The sequence below is a fragment of the Legionella maceachernii genome, assembly GCF_900167045.1.
GTDB lineage: Bacteria > Pseudomonadota > Gammaproteobacteria > Legionellales > Legionellaceae > Tatlockia > Tatlockia maceachernii.
This window is the reverse complement of record NZ_FUXJ01000007.1, coordinates 192,256-215,257: the sequence shown is the minus strand read 5'-3', so window position 1 is coordinate 215,257 and position 23,002 is coordinate 192,256. Positions and strand designations below refer to the sequence as shown.

Genomic DNA, 23,002 nt, shown 5'->3' with positions numbered 1-23,002 from the left:
GCCACTGGAGCGTTGCTGCGGGACTAAACCAAGCCAAGCCGCTACCTCTCTACCATTCCTAAAAACAGTTGGATCACCAATAGTAGCTACTATAGCCGAAGCTGTTATAGGTCCAATACCTTCTATACTTTGAATTGCTACACAGCGAGGGTCGGTCTTTGCTTGTTCACGTATTTCTTTATCGTAGTACTTTGCCTGCTCATCATAAATTTTGAGTTGTTCGTATAGCTGTAAAAATATCCTTTTTGAACAAGAACTTATTTTATCTTCATTAGAATCTAATATTTCAGGTAGTTTCCAAAGGCGGTGGATACCCTGAGCAACGATAATTCCGTATTCTGCTAAAAAACCACGAATTTGATTTGCTTGAGCTGTTCTTTGTTTGACTGCAAGCTCTTTGGCTCGGTGGAGTAATAATACATCCTGTTGGGCCATTTTTTTTATAGCTACAAAGCGCATCGTTGGTCTTGTTACTGCTTCAGCTATCGCTTCGGCATCATTAGCGTCATTTTTATTCGATTTTACATAAGGTTTCACAAATTGTGGTGACATCATCTTTACCGTATGCCCCATTTCTTCAAATAATCGAGCCCAGTAATGTGCTCCTCCGCATGCTTCTATTCCGACAAGACATGATGATAAATTAGACATAAATTCAACTAGCTTTTCGCGGCTTAATCGTTTACGTAAAACACCTTCTCCATTGCTATCTGTACCATGAAGTTGAAAAACATTTTTTGCTAGATCTATCCCTAATACCTTAATATTATCCATTATGGATCCTCCACTTTTTGAATGAATCTAAACAATCTCATTCTGGCTCATTACGAAGCCTCGTTAAAGTGGCAGGGTCCATACTATTACTTCAGTATTTGTTCAATTATAGAACACAAAATAGAGGGAAATAATGAATTACCAGATATTATAGAACAAGCAGCTTTAGGGGTTGTTGATAGACATCGGCTCATTGAGCTTTTATAATCTTATATTTTTTCAAATGAATAAGGTCAATTAAATTCCATTTGCAAGCAAAATTTTCATTAAACGGCTGTTTGCTTTTAAAGACAGTATCTACATCTACGCTTGCTATTTTTGACCATGACCATACTTGAATTTTTCTCCCTCAATTTTTTTTCCAGGTGATTTTTCTTTAAACTCTTCATATTTATCATCTTCTTTAGTCTTGAAACGATATAATGCATACAACGACTGTATTAGAATAACTAAAGGCAAAAAATCTGACAAAGATTCAATTGTTAACATAATTTTTTTTTGGCAATAATACGTAGATATTAATGGGAGCAATTTCCAAAAAATATAATATCCACAAACTAATATATAGAGTGTCCATCCTAAATATGCATTAATTTTTAAATGAGAGATTAACTTGTTTTTCTTTCGATGATCTGCAATATAACAATGGATTAACTTTTTATCTTCTTCATCCAGAAATTGTCTTTCAATGTTAGATATTATTACTAGGTTTCTGTTATACCAACTTCCAGCATCTATTATATGTGCAATAAACCAACTAATTATAATGAACAGAAATGATACAGCGAGAAATGGTGGTATTATTAGTTTGTCCTGTAAGAAAATAATCGAAATAGCCGATAAAATCGTTATGAGAGGTTGCCAAGTCAGTGTAATATGTCGATTTATATCGTTAAACATCTGATTATACATATTAATTAAAAACTCGTTTCTCGTGTTCATAAATTCTCTCTATGATTTATAATCAGACCATAATTGATTGATGTTTTGTATAGAATCTCTAATACATCGCTGATAACCACCCATGGGATGAGAGGTAAATTTTTTTCCATTAAAAAAATCACCAAATTTTGCATCTAGAGTAAAGCGATTACAATCCATTGAAAATACATCAATTGACTTGGCAATTTCCCTTTGGAGTTGAGGGTGCCCACCTAGAAGATGAACAGGTCTATCAAAAAATGATAGTGGTAATGTAGTTTTTCCATATCTCGTTGGAACGCTATATCCAAGTAAGAAATGTTGTGGAATTTTCGTGGATATGTGGATTAATCGGATATCCTTGGGGACAATTACCACATATTTACAATACTCTTGTAATACAGCTGCTTGTTTCAATATTTGATTTAACTCACTGATACACTCAATATCTCTTGCTACAGTGAGCAGAGGCTGGAATTCTTGTACGGCTCTTAAATGCTTTTGAAAATCATAATTTTTCCAATCAATATCAATCATCCCTACGTTATCAAAATTTCTAATATCTCTTAAATTTGTGTACCGTGCTCCCGGAAGCCAACCAAATTCTTGTCCGACTTGAATTGTATTTTTATTATGACAAACAATTTTTAATATGCTCACCAACTTTCCAGAATTATCGCTAGGATCCTAGATATCGACAATATTAATAATAAATTTAATTATCATTTTATTTCCCAAGCATAAACTCTTAGCTACTCACTAATTTAAAGCATCAAAGAAATTAAAATATTGGTTTTTAAAGTGCGACACATATGCGACAGAAAAATTAACCATAAGGAGGTTTTTACGTAACTTATTGATTTTACAATGCCGTTGCGCGGAATCGAACCGCGGGCCTATTGATTACGAATCAATTGCTCTACCGACTGAGCTACAACGGCGAACTTGCGAAGTATATACTTGCTAAAGAATTGGGTGCAAGATGTAAATGTTGTTTTAGATGCAGAAGGTTATCGGGTTAAACTGCTGGGGCGGTTTGATGGAGTAAGATGTCTTCTGTTTTTGTTTGTGGGCCTGCTTTTACAGAGGAAATAGGTATTGGTTTAAGGCAGAAAAAGCCTCTCTTGATGAGTTCATAGTGGTCTTTGGCGCTTAAGTATTCTAGTTTTTCTGCGACCTTGGATGTTGATGTAGTCTTTACGGGTAAAGTGAATTGGTCGATAACTGATATTTTGATTTTTTCGGGAATAGCAGTACTCTCTATTATTTTTTGTTGGGCCTCATGGATTACCTGCGCGTACTCAGCCCTCAATTGTTTAATGTTCTTTTTTAGCCCTACAGCGTTATCGATAGTTTGTGCCGTCTCGGATTTGAAGAAGAAGAAAAAATTGGCCAGGAAATTAGATAGCTTGACCATAAAACCGTCATGTTTTTCAATGAGTGCATCTATTTCACTGTCGTACTCTTCAGTTAATACAAGCGCCCTTTTTCCATTTTCAACCAGGCGCCAAAGCTCCTGAAATTGAACCAGCGCTTGAATTTTATTCTCTTTTGAGTCTGATAACGCTTTAGCCGCATTAGCGAGTTCTATCAACTCGCAATTTAGAAGCAATTGCTCTAATGCCTTATCACCCTGGGCAATTTTCTCACTTCTGTCTTTTATTCTTTTTCTAACCGTTTCTAGTTCGCTCGATTTTTTTTCGAGATAGGTTTTTATCACATTCTCAAGATTGATTTTAGCCGCACTATCAAGGGTATCCGGCAAATAATTCGATACACTTTGTGTCAATTTCGGGGATGCATAACGAAGCAAACTCGTAGGTAAAAACATCATCGTGCTGGATGTATATTGAATGGATGAAACTGCTTTCCTATACAAAGAAGGATGAGCAATTTCCTCTAATTTTTCCAGCAATTCACGTTTGTCTTTTGTGTCATCGGAACTAGTTATCAGCTCATCAAATTTTTTGCGATTTTTAGTGATAAAGTCTAGTATATACAATCGGCCTGTCACCTGTTGATTGTTTTCCTTTAAAGCAAGCAATAATGCTTCAGCATTTGTTTTTTGTTTTGACAATAACTGTTCGAGATCAAACGCTTCTTGCAAAAACATCAGATCACTTGGTATGCTTTGTGTTCGCTGTAGTAATGCTTCAATTCTCTCAGACAAGGGAATTGCTAAATTATTAACTATTTTCCAATCAATGAGCGCAATATAATCAATGAGCGATTGCGGTGAAGACGAATCAGTATTTGCGGAAAGATTTCGTAAGGCAACTTGCCGTTCTAATAGTTTAATTCTTTCTTCAGTGGTGCTAATTAACTTCTTGACCTTTTCGTGTAGTGCATTGACATTAATACCGGCAGTACGCGCAGCTAATTTAATCCATCGTGGAATACTACCCATGGTTATATCAATGATTTTCAGTACAGTATAAATGGATTTACAGGCTTCTTTTACCTGAGTTTTATTTGGATTTTTATCAACGCATTCTTTAAGCCATCGCTTAAATGCATCAATTAATTGCTCGATGTTTTCCTTCGTATTGTGGTAGGGGTCCTCATATAAGCTCTCTATGGATTGGAGCACCATTCTAATGACTTGGTTTTCTTCGTTCGTCGCACTTAAATTTTCTAAATAGTCAAAAATCGCAAGCCTAGCAAAAGCTAAAGTTCCCATACTGCGCTTACTGTGTTTATTAAATTCCTCAAATTGCGGGGAATCGCTATCCAGTAGATCCGCTTTAATATCTTCTAAGCTGGTATGATCAATATACTCACTGATCGCAATGGCAGTTTTTAATTGATTACTCTCTGCTGCAGCACTCTTGTTGCGCCAAACATTAAAAATCTTAGTGTACTTAGTCTGTTTCATGCCTGCTCCCAATATAAGGAACAATAAAATGGTTTTTTTCTATTATACAGCTATTTCTTCCTTGAACCTTAAGGCCTTCATTATTGCGACAAAACGACGCCTACAGTCCAATCGCCTACCTGACTTGCGGTGAGGTAGTTAACTAGCTGTTGTGAAGGCAACCCATAGCCATCAACCATTAATGCATAGTAATAAGCTGGAAAAAGACAATAGCCGTAGAGGTATTCATTACCCGGATAGAGGGAATTTAAAGAAGTCCATGGCTGGTGGCAAACTTGAGTGTTCGCTTGTTCAAGCAGTGCTTCATTCGTGAATTGGTTGCCAGAGAATTGAAAAGGTTGAGATTGCACGAGCTCAGCCATACCGCCTATCACAAACCAATTGTTTATCGGATTAGCGGCAATCGCTGGCTGCACGATTTGATTGACGCGATGAACGCCATTCAATAATGAGCTCACCTCTGTCTTGCAAGTTGCAGCCTCACCTTCAGCGGTTAAACCATTGGGCAATTCATATTCGTTAGCAAAACAAGAGGTCGCATCAAGGTATTGGTGAGTCACTTCGGTTTGACCAAGCCCTAAAAAGCTGTGAACAAATAGCTGATAATGACGTCCATAAAGATCAATATGTTGGATATCTGCAGCGTTGATTCCCTCGGTTTTTTCAATCGGAAAAGCGATTTGTACCGAAGCGCCCCCCATATCCATGGTGCCAACTGCCTTTTTATTTTCAGTATTGAATGCACCTAACTTGTAATTCACCGCTAGCCAACCAAAAACCCCCTCTTCGTTGCCAGTGATGGTTTTAGAACGTTTTAATTGCCATTGAGGCTGATTGGCAAACCAATTTTGCACTAAATTATAAAATTGCTTCTGTTTTGGGACAGGAAGTAAACGCATGCCTGCAGTGGCATAAAAATAAACGGGCACATTTTCTTCCGGTGCCCCTGAAAAGAGTATGGTAAGATAAGCATCGACGGTGGCTTGATTGGCTTCGATGGTTGCGATTCCAGGTTTGATTTTTTTAGACCACAATTCTTTGATATTGATTGGGCTGCTGGTTTGGTCGGTATCATACGCATAAATATGCAATCGAGATCCGGTACTTCCTGCATCCACTACTGCAATGCATTGATGCTGTTGACATTGAGAACTAGCAGTTGCTGTGAAACTAACAAAGAGTAAGAAAAACCCTAACAAGCGAGTGACAACACGCACCATGATCTAGCCTAGAAGTCAAAATTTGGGTCGATGGTACATTGTGTCTATTTTGTTGTCAATGAGAATTTTAATGATACAGAATTTCTTTTATCGCATGTCGGCAAAATCGGCTTATTTTTTAGAGAGAGCTCAACTGAAATCATACCACATGAGGCGGTATTATAAATTGGAATCGATTGTCTTGCGAATGTGCGCAATGTCTGTTGGTGAGGAAGATGATAAGGATTATCAAAACCTGAGGAAATAATTGCATAACGCGGTGCGACGTGCTTAATGAAGGCAACCGAAGAAGAGGTTTTACTTCCGTGATGAGGCACGAGCAACACATCGGAACGAAGCTGATTTCCATAAGTAGAAATTAAATATTTTTCGGCAGCTTTTTCAATATCGCCTGTGAGTAGCACTTTTCCTGCTGAATTTATAATGTGTAAAACACAAGAATTATTGTTTTTGCTATTTCCTTTTTGATTGGTTGCTAAAAAACGAAAAGTAACACCGTCCCATTGCCATGCTGGATATTGATGGCAGGTTTGGCCGCGATGATAAAAGGCTGTGTTATCCACCAAAAATTCAGCAATCGGGTATTTCTCTTCAAGAGAAGAGAGCCCTCCTCGATGATCCAAATCAGGATGGCTAATAATCAGCTTATCGATTTTTTTAATCCCCAAAGTATTCAAATAAGGAATAATGGCAAACTTTCCCATATCTCCTCCTTGATAAAATTTCATGCCGGTATCATAAATCAGAACATGTTTTGCAGTAGAGACCACAATAGCTAACCCTTGCCCGACATCCAAAACATCAATCTTTGCACTGCCCGGTTTAATTCGTGGATAACCAGGAAAAAGACTAGCAATCAATAAAACCATGAGCGCTGGAAAAATGGATTTAATGGGTAGGAAAAGAACCAACAGCATTACCAGCATCAATGCAAGCGGGAATAACCAGTGAGGGTAAGAAAAATCGAGATTAAACATCGAAAACGAATCCACCCATTGCAAAAAAAACAATAACCATTCGATGGACTGTTTAACAGGAATAACAAGCAGATGAATATTAAAGCACTGGAGTAAAAAAAGACTCATTAAAGCAAGGGGCACAATCAAAAAACCGACCCACGGAACCCCTAAAAAATTAGCGACCAAACCATTAATCGAGCCATAAGAAAACCAGTATAAACCAAGAGGCATCAAGCCAATTAAGCATGCAAATTGGATAGCCATTGCTTTTTTAAGGGCACCACCAGCCACTCGCTGATTGATCAAAACAAGGATAGCCACTGCAATAAACGACAGGTAAAATCCAGGCAACAATACCGCATGAGGTTCATACAGTAGAACAACCAACAAACCGTAACGCCAAGCCTGCCAAACGGTAAATCGATAATTTAAGAAATTGCGTAATAACAGAAAAAAACAAGCCAATAATGATCGTTGAGACGGTGGAGCAAAGCCTGCCAATAATGCATAGATAAACCCCATTACCATGCCTATTCCAGTGGCCATTTTAACCGCAGGACAATACATACAAAGTCGGCTCGAACGAGACCATAACCATTTTATTAACCAGTAACTAAATCCGACAATCAAGCCAATGTGTGATCCTGAAATGACCATCAGATGGGTCGTTCCCGTGCGTCGAAACAAATCCCATTGCCTTTGATCCACATTCGAAGTAACCCCTAAGGTCAAAGCCTGTAAAACACCGAGCACGGGGGTATCTGTCGATTGGCCTAATGTGGTAGCAAGCTTATCGCGAAATGTCAGCAGAAATTGCTGATTTGTTGCCTCGTGTAACTTAATTCCTTTGCGAATATAGCCTGTCCAATCAATATGACGCGCCTTCAATTTGCCAACAAAATCAAAATGGCCCGGATTGGCTAAATTCTCAGGCCTTTTTAGCTTGACATTGAAAGACCAAGTTTGACCCGCTTTAAAAGCAGGACAATAGCGATAGCAAGATAGGAGAACCACAGCGTGGACTTTTTGGTGATTGAGTTGGGTAGCAGCAAACTCAAATTGGGTTTTGCTCGCGCTGGTAACTGGCAATGAAACTACCGTGCCTTGCAGCTCAGCTTTTGCAATGACTCGGACATCCGGCATGCCTGTATTACTAACACACCACCAGTGAATCAGCCCCCAAAGTACTGCCAAGAAAAACCACCCAATGGCTAAGCGGCTTGCATTTAAAAATTGGCTGAGAATAAGAACAAATGCGGGATAGATCGATTGGGTATAAACGAGAGCTATCCCTGCCCAAAAGCAGATTATTTCCATAGTAATTGCTGGACTTGCTGAACTAACAAATACTTTATAGTAAGTGCGTTCGATAAACAAATGGTTTGCTTAGGATAAATGTAAACAAGTCAAACGAAAGTAGAGAAATAATAGGAAAACCCTAGAAATATCAATCGGATTACACTAGGATAAGCAAATCTGAGGTGAAATGGATATTTCTCTATGATTATTGCCGCTTTAAATGAGAACAGTTCTAACGAAACTCGTGTTGCCATCACCCCCAATGCAATAAAACATTACCTAAAGCTCGGTCTTGAAGTGATGTGTGAGAAACACGCTGGTCAAGCTTCTGGCTTTAGTGACGCTGATTACGAAGCGGCGGGAGCGAAAATAGCTGCCAATCGTAATGCCTTGTTACAAAAAGCCAACATTTTAGTTTGTGTTAATGAACCCTCTCCCGCTGATCTTCAAGGCTTAGCCCCTCATAGCTTAGTCATAGGCCATATCGACAATAATGAATCAAGCGAGTTGCTTACTTGGGCTGCTGAGAAAAAAATCAGCCTTTTTTCGATGAATCTTATTCCTCGAATAAGTCGAGCCCAAAGCATGGATAGCTTGTCTTCTCAAGCTAACTTGGCCGGTTATCGTGGCGTTTTGGAAGGTGTGGTGCATTTTAACCGTGCAGTACCGATGATGATGACTGCTGCGGGTATGATTCATCCTGCAAAAATCCTTATTTTAGGTGCAGGAGTGGCTGGTTTACAAGCGATTGCCACTGCTAAACGATTAGGTGCTGTCGTTTATGCCTTTGATGTACGCCGGGCTGCAAAGGAACAAGTCGAAAGCTTAGGTGCAGAGTTTATTGAAGTGGGAGATGGGCAAGATGCTGAAACCAGTGGTGGTTATGCAGCAGAGACCAGTGAAGAATACAGGCGTATGCAAGCTGAACTGATTGACCAATATGCCAAACAGGCGGATATCATTGTTTCAACAGCGCTTATTCCTGGTAAAAAAGCACCTCTATTGCTTACTAAAAAAACAGTTGAGCACATGAAGTCCGGTTCTGTCATCGTGGATTTAGCAACCTCTCGCGGAGGAAATTGCGAATTAAGCCAACGTGATAAAGTAGTCAAGGAAGGCGAAGTCACTATTATTGGCTATAGCAATTTAGCCGGACTCATTCCCGCAACCGCAAGTGAACTTTACGCAAACAATCTTGTGCATTTAATTACTTTATTAGTGGGGACCTCTAACGAACTTAGCTTTAATAAAGAAGATGACATTCTTAAACAAGCCATGCTTTCTCACGATGGGAATTACTTGCCGTTTCAAATGGCTAAGGAAACGCTATGACTAGCATTAATACCCTAAGCAACCCTTATGTTGCTATTCTGACTATTTTTGTTTTGGCCTGTTTTGTAGGGTATTACGTCGTTTGGAAAGTAACCCCTGCCCTGCATACTCCTCTCATGTCGGTAACCAATGCAATCTCAAGTATTATCATTTTGGGGGCATTGATTGCAGCGGGAACTCAATCGACGAGCTCTATCACTTATCTGGGTGGTTTGGCTATTTTTATCACTGCCATCAACATATTTGGGGGTTTTGTGGTAACGCAAAGGATGTTACGGATGTATAAAAGTTCAAAAAAATAATTCAGCCCGTTTCACTCCCAGTGAAGCGTTTAGGATATAAGCGTTATAGGACGAATATCATATGACATCATCAGTTCCCTTTTTATACCTCATTGCAGCAGTATGTTTTATTTTAGCGCTTAAAGGACTTGCTAGCCCGTCTTCTGCGAGACGAGGTAATTTATTAGGTATTTGTGGTATGGCGCTAGCCATTATTTCCACCCTCATGATGCCCTCGGTGAATCACCATTGGTTGCTCATTGTCCTTATCCTCGCAGGAGGTGCCATTGGTACCTTCATTGCCCTTAAAATTAATATGACGGCAATCCCGCAATTAGTGGCAGGATTTCACTCGCTCGTAGGTTTAGCAGCGGTATTGGTTGCTTTTTGTGCTTTTCTATCACCTCATTCGTTTAATATTGGCACCCCCGGAGACATTGAAACCACCAGCCTGGTTGAAATGAGCCTAGGTTTGATTATCGGTGCAATTACTTTCTCAGGATCTATTATTGCCTTTTTAAAATTACAAGGATGGATGACAGGGAAACCCATTCGTTTTAACGGCCAAAAACTGGTTAACTTGCTTATGGCGTTGGTTATCTTAGGCCTGCTCATTTTCTTTGTTTTGAAACAATCTTTTTATGCGTTTAGCTTCTTAGCTCTGCTCTCGTTTTTAATTGGAATATTACTGATTGTTCCTATCGGTGGTGCGGATATGCCCGTCGTCATTTCAATGTTGAACTCTTATTCAGGCTGGGCTGCAGCAGGAATTGGTTTTACTCTAAGTAACCATCTTTTAGTGATCACAGGTGCCTTGGTGGGCGCGAGCGGGGCAATTCTCAGTTATATTATGTGTGTAGGCATGAACCGCTCGATCATCAACGTTATTTTTGGTGGCATCAACGCCACTGATTCGTCAAGCAGCAGCGCTCGTCATGAAGGGCAGCAAATCAGGCAGGCTAATGGGGAAGATGCCGCCTTTTTATTATCTAACGCCAAAGATGTCATTATTGTGCCAGGTTATGGAATGGCGGTTGCCCACGCACAGCATGCGGTAAAAGAGCTCGTTGACGCCCTTGAAAAACGATCCATCCGCACCCGATTCGCTATTCATCCCGTTGCTGGACGTATGCCAGGTCATATGAATGTGCTTTTAGCGGAAGCCAATATTCCCTATGACCGTGTCTTTGAACAAAGTGAAATCAATCGTGATTTTGCGACTGCGGATGTTGCTTTCGTCATTGGCGCCAATGATATAACTAATCCAGCCGCCAAAACAGATCCAAGCTCCCCCATTTACGGCATGCCCGTTCTTGAGGTTGAAAAAGCAAGATCTATTCTCTTTGTGAAGAGAAGTCTAGCACCAGGTTATGCTGGTGTCGAAAATGATTTGTTCTATCATGACAATACTTATATGCTTTTCGGAGACGCAAAAACCATGACCGAATCAATCGCTAAGGCCTTGGCAGAAATGTAAATTTCTCACTTTGTTCTCAGGGCTTCAAGTCTGGATAGAGCGCAGTCATTTCTGAAAATTGTAAATAAAATCTTAAGTTACGCTGCACTCTGTCCGAGTTACAAAACCATCCAAATCCTCATTGCCTTGCTACTAAAATAACGGTATCTTACCCTTTTTTAACCAGGAGACTTTATGCTGCGAAAAACCTGTTATAGTTTGCTGTGCGCCGGTGCACTTTTTAGTGCAAACTCGCTCGCAACAACTCATACTTATATGCTAGGCACTGGCATTGACTATGAGTTTCCTCCTAATGAACCACAAATCGTTGCTAATTATTGGTTTTGGCCGGTGACAGCAACCTGTACTTTTCATAGTGAAGATTCAGGCGACGATTTCCTTATTGAGGCACTCAGTAAATCGGGCAAGATAGGCGGAGAAACCATTGCTGCAGGCGACACTCCAAAGATCATCACTATTCATCCAGAACAGAAAATAACTATCACAGCGGATTCCGGAGCTAAAGTTAAGTTAACTAATCAAGGCCAACACCTGGTTATTGCCAGCTGTTCCCTTTAAGCGAAATCCTATTATTAGGCTTGTAGAGCCTCATTTACGCCCACAGACCAGTCTGTGGGCTGCCACTAGGCATTTTTCTGAAAATCCTTTAAAAGAGCAGCCCTCCCAATTTCGTTTAAATAATTAGAATCTGCGTTCCAGGATTAGCTTTCACCCAATTGGCGACATATTCAATATAGTTATTTTTGCCCACAGCAATGCATCCGCGCGTTGCACTTGGCAAGTTATTTAACCAGGTAAACAAATGCGATGACTGAGCTGGACCATGAATTCCTACATCCCTTCCTGTATATCCTGCAGCTAATTGCTGTGAAGTAGGATAGAGAATTGGAATAAAGACTTTAAACTGCGTGGATTTTCTCGGATAGGCTAACCTGTATAAGCCAATTGGAGTCTTATTATCACCCGCCCTCTTTTTACCGACGCCTCTATATCCGAGCGCTACCTTAAAGGACTTAATGACTGTGCCGTGTTTACAAATCGTTAAAACTCGCTCAGAGGTGTGTACATTGATTCCATTTATTAAAGGGCAATTAGGAACATTAGCAAATAAAACAACAGGAAAAAAAACAGAAAAGGTTAATAAAATTGCTTTTATTTTCATATAAATAGACAAATATTGCTGTAATTGTTGATAATTATTCCATAATATCGGCTTTATTACTAGATTTACTTGGGGATTAACGAAAGCGAAGGACCTCCCAACTCTTGGCAGTACCTTGTCCCAGGAGATCCTTCGCTTCGCTCAGGACGACAATCAATGCGTCATCCTGAGCAAAACCGAAGGACCTCCCGACTCTTGGCAGTACCTTATCACAGGAGATCCTTCGCTTCGCTCAGGACGACAATCAACGCGTCATCCTGAGCAAAACCGAAGGACCTCCCGACTCTTGGCAGTACCTTATCACAGGAGATCCTTCGCTTCGCTCAGGACGACAATCAACGCGTCATCTTGAGCAAAAGCGAAGGGTCTCCCGACTCTTGGCAGTACCTTATCACAGGAGATCCTTCGCCTCGCGCAGGACGACAATCAACACGTCATCCTGAGCAAATACTCTATTAACTCCGTGTTCGTAGTACTCCTTCTCTTCATAATAAAATTAATCCCATCAACAATAAGATCGGGGATCGTTACAGATGTTATCCATACAAAGGACATCTGGAATTTATTTACTGGCCAATTGAATCAGAACAGACAAAGCTTCATCAGTTTAAACCACTGACAATTCCCTTGTTCATTCCATATTGGCTCTAGTCTTTGCCTAAAATTCTTTTTACCTTGTTTTACGACAAGCTGTATAATTAATTACCAATAACTAACCCACTTGGCCTTATATGTTCAAACAAATTATTTCAGCTTTAACTACTTTATGGGGAAAAACTCAAGCCTCATTAAGCGCTCTTTATCAACTTATATTTTCTAATCAAGAAAGTCCTAATCCAGTAACTGCTAGAAATACAGAAATTTTTACCGATAAAGAAAAGTTTGATTTTATCGTTTACCTCTTTTCCAATCAAAAGGACTTGCAAGGATTAGGGTTACGCCATATCGATAGCAATCCAATTAAAGACAGCAATGTTAAAAAGGGTTTTCACGGGGATGCCATTAGTTTATCCATTACGCCATTAATTATAAGTTCAGCTTTTGGTGCCGAAGTCGAAGATTTCAGTTGGCAAATTAAGGAAGATAAGGTTTTTTTATTGACCAATCATCGCTTTAAAACGCTTGATATAAGTTTAGCAATTCAAATTTTTGATAATTTATACCAAAAGATTTTACCTTTTATTGAAAGTAATTTTAATGGCCAACCCCATCACTATATGATTGTTAAGAAAATGAATGGGGCGACTTTTCCCTACGATATTAAGGAATTATATCCTACTGGCAAATGTGGAAAACAACTTGTTCATCCGAACCAAATAGTCAAAGTCTTTTCCAAGAATCAAGAAACCACTCCACAACAAATGCTCAATGCCATAATTAAGGGATTGCTTTTAGTAGCAAAGCCGCATCACTTGTACACTCAAGAAAGTACCTCGACTATTATGAGTGTTCTACGCGAAATTAAGCTTACTGCTGATGATAATCAGCTTACAGAAAGTGAGGTACGTAAAAGACTAGTTCAATCAGAGACAAATTTTGGCTGGTCTGATGACCAATACCGGTTTATGTCTACTAAGATGCGAGAATTTGTTCCTTTAATCGAGCAGGTAAATACTGATTTGGACTATTTTAGAAATCAAATATAAAACATCATTTAGTGGCAGCCTAAGGAAAGTTTTATTACATGCTCTAAGAATAAAACAGTTTAAGGCAAATCTCAGCTTCTTAGCTTCCCTAACAACACATCCCTGCGGTCAACCCGCAGGAGATAGGCAAGGAGGTGTTAAGCCACTGCTCTATTGATCATCTTCAACAGACTACAACTCCAGTTTTGTATATTCTGGAAAGACAGTATCACTGTACTTAGCAGGTACTTCCTCTTTTTTCGGCTGATAAAACCAATGGTTACTCGTCAAAACATAATCAGCCATTACCGGATAACGGCAATCAAATCGCCTAGCTATTTCCTCTTCATTGGGTTCCTTTTCCTCATGCTCTGGACGAATTTGCTCCTCCTGGAACAGGATAAACTCTTTAAATTCATCATCAATGATTCCAGCCCTTTTAATGCCTTCAAGTGCCATGGAAGGGGTCAAATTTTCAGATCCGTATAAAATTCCATAATGCTCAAACACGCTAGAAGGCATTTTATCAATTCCCAATTGATGAAGAGTGCAGCGCTTTAGCAATTCTTCCGGTTCCTCTTGTTTATAACTGAGAAAAACCTTGTCAATTGAGCCATGCCGTTGAATTATTACCGATTCAATAAGGGCCGCTTCAGCTTGCGGATGTGGATAAATACGGCGGTTAACAAGCCTCTTCATCTCTTCTTGGTATAAGCGCTTTTCGTCTTTTAAAATATTTTCTTTGAACAAGGGATCAATCAATCCATGCTGCTCAAGAGATTCCAATGTGGACACAAAGTTACCAAAATGCTCGTGTTTATTTTTCACCACATGGCAAAATTTGTTCTCTGGGAGGGCTTCAAACAATAGCTCTTCACGGTTTAATGATTCTTCCCTTAATTTGACATGAGGATGAAAATATCCTGAATAGCCTGCATCATCAGGTACTATTATTTCTTCGATAATTGAATAAGGATTAGGGTTTTTATATTGCCTAGGCATATTGTCTCTCGTTAGTGCTGGATAATTTTGCAAATGTTATGTTTTTTTGACATTTTTGTCAAAGGATGATGCAAGATCGGCTTGGCTAGTTCTCTCTGCTAAATGCAGTGCATCAGAGCAGAGAAAGTGCTTTCTACGTTATTTTATACAGTGGTTATTAATGCTCACGCGTTGCAGAAAAATGGATTTTAGGATAACGCTCTTGTGCCATCGTTAAATTCACTTTTGTGGGGGCGAGATAGATTAATGCATCGCTACCATCAAGTGCTAAATAATCGTGCGCTTTTATACGAAATTCAACCATTGATTTTTCGTCTTCGGCATAAACCCAACGAGCACAAGTAATGTTAACTGCTTCGTAAATGCAATCCACTTTGTATTCATGCTTTAAGCGGTGCGCGACCACATCAAACTGCAATACACCCACAGCACCCAAGATTAACTGATTACTATTGAGTGGTCTAAAGACCTGCGTTGCACCTTCTTCGGATAATTCAATTAACCCTTTAAGCAGCGCTTTGCTTTTTAACGGATCTTTTAAACGAACTAATCGAAAAAGCTCCGGCGCAAAATTAGGAATACCTGTGAATTTTAAATTTTCCCCTTGAGTAAACGTATCGCCAATGCGAATAGTTCCATGATTATGTAATCCAATGATGTCACCGGCCATTGCCATTTCAGCATGTGCTCTATCACCCGCCATGAAGGTCAGAGCGTTGGAAATTTGCACTTCTTTACTGATACGCAAATGATTTAATTTCATTCCTTTTCTAAACGTGCCTGAGCAGATGCGTAAAAAAGCAATGCGGTCACGGTGCTTTGGATCCATGTTCGCTTGAATCTTAAACACAAAACCAGAAAACGGCTCTTCTTGAGGATTGACTTTGCGTTCGACTGCTTCGCGTGGCAAAGGACCTGGGGCATAAGTTACGAAATCATCTAATAATTCTTTAATACCAAAGTTATTAATCGCTGAACCGAAGTACACAGGGGTCATCTTTCCCGCCAAATAATCTTCTAATTTAAATTCGTGAGAAGCGCCTTTAACTAACTCAATTTCATCCCGTAATTCTTGTGCAGCGTCTCCTAACAACTCATCCAACTCGGGATTGCTTAACCCTTTAATTTGAGTAGCTTCTTGCTTTTGGGCATTTTTACCTGGCTGATACAAATAAACGGTATCCTCATACAGATGGTAAATTCCCTTAAACCGTTTTCCCATCCCTACTGGCCAGGTCACGGGCGCACACTGAATCCCTAATACAGTCTCCACTTCATCCAGTAAGCTAATAGGCTCGCGTCCTTCGCGGTCTAATTTATTGATGAAGGTCATAATTGGCGTATCACGTAAACGACAAACTTCCATTAATTTGATGGTTCTCTCTTCAACCCCTTTCGCCACATCGATGACCATAAGTGCTGAATCCACCGCAGTTAATGTACGGTAAGTATCCTCGGAGAAATCCTCGTGCCCTGGTGTATCAAGCAAGTTCATGATGTGTTGATTGTGAACAAATTGCATCACTGAAGTTGTAACCGAAATTCCCCTTTCTTTCTCCATCGCCATCCAGTCAGAAGTCGCATGGCGGTCCGCCTTGCGCCCTTTTACCGTTCCAGCAAGCTGAATTGCACCACCAAACAACAGTAACTTCTCCGTTACTGTCGTCTTACCGGCATCCGGGTGGGAAATGATTGCGAACGTCCGTCGCTTAGTGAAATCCTCGTAGAAATCAGACATACAAAACCTTCATTAAATTTGAATGCGCATTTTAAGGGAAATACCGAGAACACTCAATTTTGTTTTCAATACAGGGTACAACTTTCATAGGCTGGGCCTTGACCCAACAAACAATGCAAGTGATAGATTGCAGTTTGTGATAGAGCTATATGTTTTGTTGCGCCAAGGGCCAACTTTTGCTCGTTTCACTAGTTATTGGAAATGATTACGTTGGCCACAAATTATAGCAACTTAACAACTAACTACATTCTCGTGGTGTTTGCAAAATGACTAGTCAATTTTTCCATCTCATCATGCAATGAACTTAGATCACCGCCTGCTAAGTGTATCGCAGTTTGCCAATATTCTTTACTAATTGCAGCATTTGCTTCATCAGTAGGAAATTGAATCTCACTAAAATTACTGATAATAAATCGTTCGACTACATTATGAAGGTATTCTTCGCTCTTTTGCGTATTCTTTGAAGGTTTGATTATAATTGTCCCTTCTTTTTTCTCTGTCTGAAGAGTCATTTCATTGCGATTCAGAATAGGTTTTGAATGCTGTAAGAATTCGATATGAGATTTGCTAACAGCCATTGGTTCACCACTGAATTTAATCTCACTAATGCCAGGTTTTTTTGCATCTTTATGGACAATATCCAAGGTAACATTTTTATAAATTAACTGATGTCTCATTTTTTTCCCTTTAGAGAAAAGATGAGCAAGAATAACAAAAAAATGAGCGTAATAGAATTGAAGGATATACCTTTATCTCATTTACCTTGCCGATTCTTAACTCATTTTATAATTGTAAGAATTAATCATAAGGCGTTAGGCAATCAATTCTAGTTCCTCTTGACCACACTCAAAATAATCAGCAACTCTAGCACTTGTCACTTCAGCCAAACTTTTAGGTTGCCAATGTGGGTTTTTATCTTTATCGACCAATAAAGCTCTTACACCTTCATAAAAATCCGCATCTCGCATGAATTGACTAACAAGACAGTAATCCATTTTTAAGCACTCACCTATGGATAACGATTTCGCTTTATGAATTTGCGCTAAGGTAACTTTTAAGCTCAAAGGCGATTTTTGCTGTAAATTGTGCAAAAGCGATGTCGCCCATTCGTCGCCCCTTTCTTGTAAAGCAATCATGATTTTTTCTACGGTGTTTCCTGCAAAACAGGCATTAATTGCCTTTCTATCGTTGTCTATCGTCGCTTGCCTAACTGGTAAAGCAAAACGCTGTAAGCAAGTACTCACCTGCTGATGGGTATTTACGGTTAAATCAGCTTCGATGAGACTTTCTACCACAGCTTCGAGATCATCAGCATCGATAACCTGTTTTACCAAACCGACATGGGTAGCATCCTGCGCATTGAGGCGATTGCCGGTTAGGCCTAGATAAATACCGATTTGGTCTGGGCAGCGAGAGAGTAGGTAACTAGCGCCGATGTCAGGAAAAAAACCAATTCCCGTTTCAGGCATGGCAAAGGTAAAACGCTCAGTGGCGACAGGATGAGAACCATGAAGGGAAATGCCTACCCCCCCGCCCATGGTAATGCCATTCATTAAAGCAATATACGGTTTAGGATAGTGATGAATATAGTGATTTAAACGATATTCATGCCAAAAAAATTGCATTTGCTCTGGATTTTTAGCTAAACCAGCATCATAAAGCCAGCGCACGTCACCGCCAGCACAAAATGCTTTTTCCCCCTCACCTTGAATCAAGACTGCTTGCACACTGTCATCGTTACGCCATTGCATCAATTGCTGCTGTAAGGCTTTGATCATAGGTAATGTCAGTGCATTCAATGCTTGCGAGCGTTTTAGCGTGATTAACCCAACCTGTCGCACTTGAGCAAAAGTGACATCTGCGGTCATTTTCACGCTCCTTTAAATTCTGCTTTTCGCTTCGTCAGAAAAGCCGTAACGCCCTCTTTTTTATCTTCGCTAGCACAAACCTTGGCAAAATGGACGGCTTCTAAGTGCAACGCGTCACTTAGCGACATGTCATAGCCTCGATCAATCACTTCCATAACGCTGGCGATAGCGAGTGGAGCCATGGTCAGAATCCCCTTTAAAATGTCCTTCCCACGTATCAACAGGTCATCATTAGCCACTACTTCGCTGACCAACCCCCACTGAAGTGCGGTTTCTGCATTGATAAAACGTCCGGTTAGGCACAAATCCATGGCTCGCCCTTTGCCGATTAACCGAGCCAATCGCTGAGTTCCTCCATACCCTGGAATCACCCCCAGCTTTACTTCGGGCTGGCCAAATTGCGCTGTCGTTGCAGCAATACGCATTGTCGCAGCAATGGCTAGCTCACAGCCACCGCCAAAGGCAAACCCATTGATTGCCGCAAGTGACGGTTTACCCATCGTCTCCAATTTTCTAAAAATAGCTTGACCATCAAGGGCAAACGCATACCCGCTTTGCGCGTTGCATTCCGCAAGACGAGTAATATCGGCTCCTGCACAAAAAGCTTTTCCTGTGCCAGTCAAGAGCAATGCCTTTACTTTGGTGTTTTCTTTTGCGGAATCAAAAATTTCGCTTAAGGCATGCAACGCTTCAGTGCTTAACGCATTTAACTTTTCTGGCCGGTTAAGCGTTAAAGTAAGAATGCCGTCACTGTTTAAATCCTGAGTAATCAAATTCATCTGCAACTCCTGTTAATCAATAAAATATTCTTCATCCAAGCTCGCTTTGGCGACGATTTCTCGCATGATCTCATTTGTTCCTTCAAGGATTTGATGCACTCTTAAGTCACGAAATATTCGCTCAATTTGGTAATCATGAAGGTAACCATAACCGCCATGCAATTGCATGGCTTTATCGCTGATCCGAAAAGCAACATCCGTGGCTAAACGTTTAGCCATTGCACAATACATGGGCGCATGCGGATCATTTTTGTCCAAAGCATCTGCCGCACGAAAAACCATTAAACGTGCAGCTTCATAATCGGTTAACATATCAGCAAAATAAAATCGTAACGCTTGTATTTTCGATAAAGGTTTACCAAATTGGATGCGCTCCTGGAGGTATTTTTGCGTCAGGCGTAAACAAGCAAGGGCACCTCCTAAAGAGCAAGACGCGATGTTAACCCTTCCGCCATTGAGAGCGTTTAACGCAATCTTAAAACCCATCCCTTCTTCACCCACTCGATGAGTGACCGGTATACGGCAGTTTTCAAAAAATACCATGCAGGTTGGCTGACTTCGCCAGCCCATCTTTTTCTCTAATTTACCAAAACTTAATCCAGGAGTTCCTTTCTCGACCAGTAAACAAGAAATACCGTGATGCGAATCATCCCCTGTTCTCACCATGCATAAATAAACATCACTGACGCTGCCTCCGGAAATGAACGATTTTGCCCCATTTAAAACATAATAATCCCCGTCCCTAACTGCGCGACTCTTTAAGGATGCAGCATCGGACCCGGAATCAGGTTCAGTGAGGCAATAACTGGCTAAAGCGTCCAATGAGGTAACACGCGGACCCCAGGTGCGTCGCAAAGGTTCATCGGCATAGCGATCAATTAATGAAGCAACCATGTTATGAATAGAGAGGTACGCGCTGGTTGTGACGCATCCTGTCGCAAGTTGCTCGAAGATGAGTGCAGCATCCATACGTTTTAAATTGGAACCACCAATGTCTTCAGCAGTGACAATCCCTCCCATACCCAGCCTTCCCGCTTCTCGCAAAACATCAATAGGAAAGTAACTGTTCTCATCCCAATGGGTGGCATTAGGTGCTAATTTATCACGCGCAAATTCAGCTGCCATATCACGAAAAGCAATATGCTCTTCATTTAACTTGAAATCCATAGCTTTTCCTTATAAGTCCAGCAATTTCTATCTCGCTCCTCACTTAATCTAACTCTCTCTCTCACTGGGTGCAACTCCTATGGGCAATTCTTAATAATTTGAGCAAAAACACCTCAATTCCCTTGATTATTTTTTCATACAGAATAATTCATATTTTTTAAAAAATGGTATTATTGCCAGCTTTGGTGTCCATAAAAAAAGAAAAAACACATGGAATCAGTAATACCACCTCATCAAGACATTAACACCAAAGTACATCGTGTTTTAAAGGATTTTTTCGGCTTCGACTCTTTTCGTAGCCCACAAGGAGAGATCATTGACCACCTTGTTGCCGGGGATGATTTATTAGTGCTCATGCCAACCGGTGGTGGAAAATCGCTTTGTTATCAAATTCCTTCCATTGTGCGTGAAGGCGTGGGAATTGTCGTCTCTCCTTTGATTGCTTTAATGGAGGATCAAGTGGCTTCCTTAAAGTTGCAAGGTATTCGCGCGGCTTACTATAACTCATCACTCAGCAGCGAAGAAGCCAGAAAAGTGCTTGCTCAACTGCATAATAATGAACTGGACTTACTTTATATAGCGCCGGAGCGATTGCTTAGCCAATCGTTTCTTGAGCGCTTGCAGGCCTGCCAGCTTGCCTTGTTTGCTATCGATGAAGCGCACTGTATTTCGCAATGGGGCCATGATTTTCGTCCCGAATATGCCGCTTTAGGAGCATTAAAAACACACTTTCCTACCATCCCCATCATTGCGCTTACCGCAACTGCCGATCAACAAACCCGCCAAGACATTGTAAAAAAATTAAACTATCAGCCGAAGCAATTCGTCGCCTCCTTTAATCGGCCGAATATTCACTACAGTGTTATTATCAAAAATAACCCGCTTAAACAGTTACATCAGTTTTTACATAATCAAGGACAACAATCCGGCATTATCTATTGTGGCACACGCACCGGAGTAGAGCGTTTGACCGAAAAATTACAAGAATTAGGTTATCGAGCCCGAGCTTACCATGCCGGTCTTGCTCACAGTGAGCGCCGGGAAGTTCAGTCTTTATTTCGTTACGACCATATTGATATTGTTGTTGCAACCATCGCTTTTGGTATGGGTATTGATAAACCCAATGTCCGTTTTGTTGTTCATTATGATTTGCCCAAAAACATTGAAAGTTATTATCAGGAAACAGGGAGAGCTGGGCGCGACGGTTTGCCCGCCCTTGCCCTATTTCTTTACGATCCCGCAGACAGCGGCAGGCTCCGCGGTTGGATTGCAACCACCACCAACGAAGCCCAACAGCGAATTGAAACGAGCAAACTCAATCACATGTTAGCATTTGCTGAAGCAACTCATTGCCGGCGGCAAATTTTGCTGCGTTATTTCGATGAGCCATGCGATGAAGCTTGCCATACCTGTGATGTTTGCGACAATCCACCGCAAACCGTTGATGCAACCGAGGATGCCCAAAAAATACTTTCTTGCATTTACCGTTTAAGACAAAGCTATGGCATGACCTATGTGATTGATGTTTTGCGCGGTAGCACCGCAGACAAAATTCAACAGGCCAAGCATCAGCAATTAAGCACTTTTGGCATAGGGAAAGAGAAATCAGCGAATTATTGGAAGCAGTTAGCCTGGCAACTGATTCATCGGGATTACTGTTATCAGGATATAGGGCATTATAATGTGCTACGTTTATCGAAAAAGGCTGTTGCTGTATTAAAAGGGGAGGAAAAAGTGTTTCTGACTTTGCCCAAACCTGAATTAAAGCTAAAAGAAAATAAACCCAAAGAACGAACCCTCCTTTCTACGACTGATAGCCCGCTGTTTGAAGTCTTGCGCGCTTTGCGACGACAGTTAGCAGAGGAGGAGAACAAACCACCTTTTATGATTTTTAGTGATGCAACCCTCCATCAGATGGTAAAAGACAAGCCACAAACCCTGGACGATTTATTGGATATTGCCGGTATAGGCCAACATAAATTAAGCCGCTACGGATTGCATTTTTTGAAGGCATTACGTCAAGCGGTAGAGAACACCTAAAGCAAAGGATACCTAATTTATGCAAATGACCCAGGTTCTGCGATTTGTAGTCGTATTAAAAATTTGTCATTTATTAATGAGCGTGACAGCCAACTTTTAAATGCACTTGATAATATTTACTTCTCGAGCCCTCAATAAATCCGCGCGTTTCTAAAACTTCATACCAGTCCAATTTACCGTGTAATTTAGCAGCTTGAGCAATAGCGTTATTAATGGCCTCCTCGATACCGTCCTCGGAAGTGCCAACTAATTCAACAATCTGATAGACTCGATTACTCATTTCCTCTCCTTGAAATTTGAGTGAAATACTTGGCTTAAGTGAATTTTAGTGTAGACGAAAAATTGATCCTGAGCAAAAAATGTCATCTCAAGCAAAGCGAGGACCTCCCGAACCACTGTCATCCTGAGCGAAGCGAAGGACCTCCCGACTCTTGGCAATACCCTCCTTCAGGAGATCCCTCACTTCGTTCGGGACGACAATAC

20 protein-coding genes and 1 tRNA gene are annotated in these 23,002 nt (G+C 40.6%); 6 read left to right on the top strand and 15 right to left on the bottom strand.

Annotation, left to right across the window (positions count from 1 at the left end; translation table 11 throughout):
- The 7 genes from B5D33_RS07930 to B5D33_RS07895 all read right to left on the bottom strand — a co-directional run.
- A partial coding sequence (locus tag B5D33_RS07930) for an IS110 family RNA-guided transposase (RefSeq protein ID WP_078767381.1) occupies positions 1–774 on the bottom strand: 774 nt, incomplete at its 3' end.
- Between the two features lie 312 nt (positions 775–1,086).
- Complete coding sequence (locus tag B5D33_RS07920; protein ID WP_058451705.1) at positions 1,087–1,716, bottom strand: hypothetical protein; 630 nt, start codon at positions 1,714–1,716, stop codon at positions 1,087–1,089.
- A 9-nt stretch (positions 1,717–1,725) separates the two neighbouring features.
- Positions 1,726–2,355 (bottom strand): DUF6610 family protein, encoded by a 630-nt coding sequence (locus tag B5D33_RS07915; protein WP_058451706.1) that lies wholly within the window; start codon positions 2,353–2,355, stop codon positions 1,726–1,728.
- Between the two features lie 208 nt (positions 2,356–2,563).
- Positions 2,564–2,636, bottom strand: a tRNA-Thr gene (locus B5D33_RS07910).
- 77 nt (positions 2,637–2,713) lie between these two features.
- Positions 2,714–4,570, bottom strand: a complete 1,857-nt coding sequence (locus B5D33_RS07905; protein WP_058451707.1) for a hypothetical protein — start codon at positions 4,568–4,570, stop codon at positions 2,714–2,716.
- Positions 4,571–4,650: 80 nt separating this feature from the next.
- Positions 4,651–5,790 carry an acetate and sugar kinases/Hsc70/actin family protein gene (locus B5D33_RS07900; protein ID WP_058451708.1) on the bottom strand — a complete coding sequence of 380 codons (1,140 nt, stop codon included), beginning with the start codon at positions 5,788–5,790 and terminating at the stop codon, positions 4,651–4,653.
- Positions 5,791–5,834: 44 nt separating this feature from the next.
- The gene (locus tag B5D33_RS07895) at positions 5,835–8,066 is read right to left on the bottom strand and encodes a DNA internalization-related competence protein ComEC/Rec2 (RefSeq protein WP_058451709.1); all 2,232 of its coding nucleotides are present in this window, start codon (positions 8,064–8,066) and stop codon (positions 5,835–5,837) included.
- 183 nt (positions 8,067–8,249) lie between these two features.
- On the opposite strand from B5D33_RS07895, the gene B5D33_RS07890 reads away from it, so the two are divergent.
- The 4 genes from B5D33_RS07890 to B5D33_RS07875 all read left to right on the top strand — a co-directional run bounded on the left by B5D33_RS07890 (position 8,250) and on the right by B5D33_RS07875 (position 11,696).
- On the top strand, positions 8,250–9,380 hold the full coding sequence (locus B5D33_RS07890) for a Re/Si-specific NAD(P)(+) transhydrogenase subunit alpha (protein ID WP_058451710.1): 1,131 nt from the start codon (positions 8,250–8,252) through the stop codon (positions 9,378–9,380).
- Positions 9,377–9,682: a proton-translocating transhydrogenase family protein gene (locus tag B5D33_RS07885; protein WP_058451711.1), complete on the top strand. Its 306-nt coding sequence runs from the start codon at positions 9,377–9,379 to the stop codon at positions 9,680–9,682. The genes B5D33_RS07890 and B5D33_RS07885 overlap by 4 nt, the downstream gene beginning before the upstream one ends.
- 61 nt (positions 9,683–9,743) lie before the next feature.
- Entirely contained in the window at positions 9,744–11,138 is a 1,395-nt protein-coding gene (locus B5D33_RS07880) for an NAD(P)(+) transhydrogenase (Re/Si-specific) subunit beta (RefSeq protein WP_058451712.1), read from the top strand.
- A 174-nt stretch (positions 11,139–11,312) separates the two neighbouring features.
- Positions 11,313–11,696, top strand: a complete 384-nt coding sequence (locus B5D33_RS07875) for a hypothetical protein (RefSeq protein WP_058451713.1) — start codon at positions 11,313–11,315, stop codon at positions 11,694–11,696.
- A gap of 115 nt (positions 11,697–11,811) precedes the next feature.
- Here the strand turns inward: B5D33_RS07875 and B5D33_RS07870 are convergent, their stop codons facing one another.
- Positions 11,812–12,300, bottom strand: a complete 489-nt coding sequence (locus B5D33_RS07870; RefSeq protein WP_058451714.1) for a L,D-transpeptidase family protein — start codon at positions 12,298–12,300, stop codon at positions 11,812–11,814.
- A gap of 731 nt (positions 12,301–13,031) precedes the next feature.
- On the opposite strand from B5D33_RS07870, the gene B5D33_RS07865 reads away from it, so the two are divergent.
- Positions 13,032–13,946: a hypothetical protein gene (locus tag B5D33_RS07865; protein WP_058451715.1), complete on the top strand. Its 915-nt coding sequence runs from the start codon at positions 13,032–13,034 to the stop codon at positions 13,944–13,946.
- Between the two features lie 171 nt (positions 13,947–14,117).
- Here B5D33_RS07865 and B5D33_RS07860 read toward each other — a convergent pair whose 3' ends face one another.
- The 6 genes from B5D33_RS07860 to B5D33_RS07835 form a co-directional block, all read right to left on the bottom strand.
- Positions 14,118–14,927, bottom strand: coding sequence for a hypothetical protein (locus B5D33_RS07860; RefSeq protein ID WP_058451716.1), 810 nt, complete (start codon positions 14,925–14,927; stop codon positions 14,118–14,120).
- A gap of 157 nt (positions 14,928–15,084) precedes the next feature.
- Complete coding sequence (locus B5D33_RS07855) at positions 15,085–16,665, bottom strand: peptide chain release factor 3 (RefSeq protein ID WP_058451717.1); 1,581 nt, start codon at positions 16,663–16,665, stop codon at positions 15,085–15,087.
- 242 nt (positions 16,666–16,907) lie between these two features.
- Positions 16,908–17,342: a hypothetical protein gene (locus B5D33_RS07850; protein WP_058451718.1), complete on the bottom strand. Its 435-nt coding sequence runs from the start codon at positions 17,340–17,342 to the stop codon at positions 16,908–16,910.
- A 135-nt stretch (positions 17,343–17,477) separates the two neighbouring features.
- Positions 17,478–18,533: an enoyl-CoA hydratase/isomerase family protein gene (locus B5D33_RS07845; protein ID WP_058451719.1), complete on the bottom strand. Its 1,056-nt coding sequence runs from the start codon at positions 18,531–18,533 to the stop codon at positions 17,478–17,480.
- Between the two features lie 2 nt (positions 18,534–18,535).
- Positions 18,536–19,312, bottom strand: coding sequence for an enoyl-CoA hydratase/isomerase family protein (locus tag B5D33_RS07840; RefSeq protein WP_058451720.1), 777 nt, complete (start codon positions 19,310–19,312; stop codon positions 18,536–18,538).
- 12 nt (positions 19,313–19,324) lie between these two features.
- Complete coding sequence (locus B5D33_RS07835; RefSeq protein WP_058451721.1) at positions 19,325–20,479, bottom strand: acyl-CoA dehydrogenase family protein; 1,155 nt, start codon at positions 20,477–20,479, stop codon at positions 19,325–19,327.
- Between the two features lie 210 nt (positions 20,480–20,689).
- Here B5D33_RS07835 and recQ point away from each other — a divergent pair, with 210 nt between their 5' ends.
- On the top strand, positions 20,690–22,519 hold the full coding sequence (gene recQ / locus B5D33_RS07830) for a DNA helicase RecQ (RefSeq protein WP_058451722.1): 1,830 nt from the start codon (positions 20,690–20,692) through the stop codon (positions 22,517–22,519).
- Between the two features lie 73 nt (positions 22,520–22,592).
- On the opposite strand, the gene B5D33_RS07825 is transcribed toward recQ, so the two are convergent.
- Positions 22,593–22,799 carry a dodecin gene (locus tag B5D33_RS07825; RefSeq protein ID WP_058451723.1) on the bottom strand — a complete coding sequence of 69 codons (207 nt, stop codon included), beginning with the start codon at positions 22,797–22,799 and terminating at the stop codon, positions 22,593–22,595.
- Between the last annotated feature and the right edge of the window lie 203 nt (positions 22,800–23,002).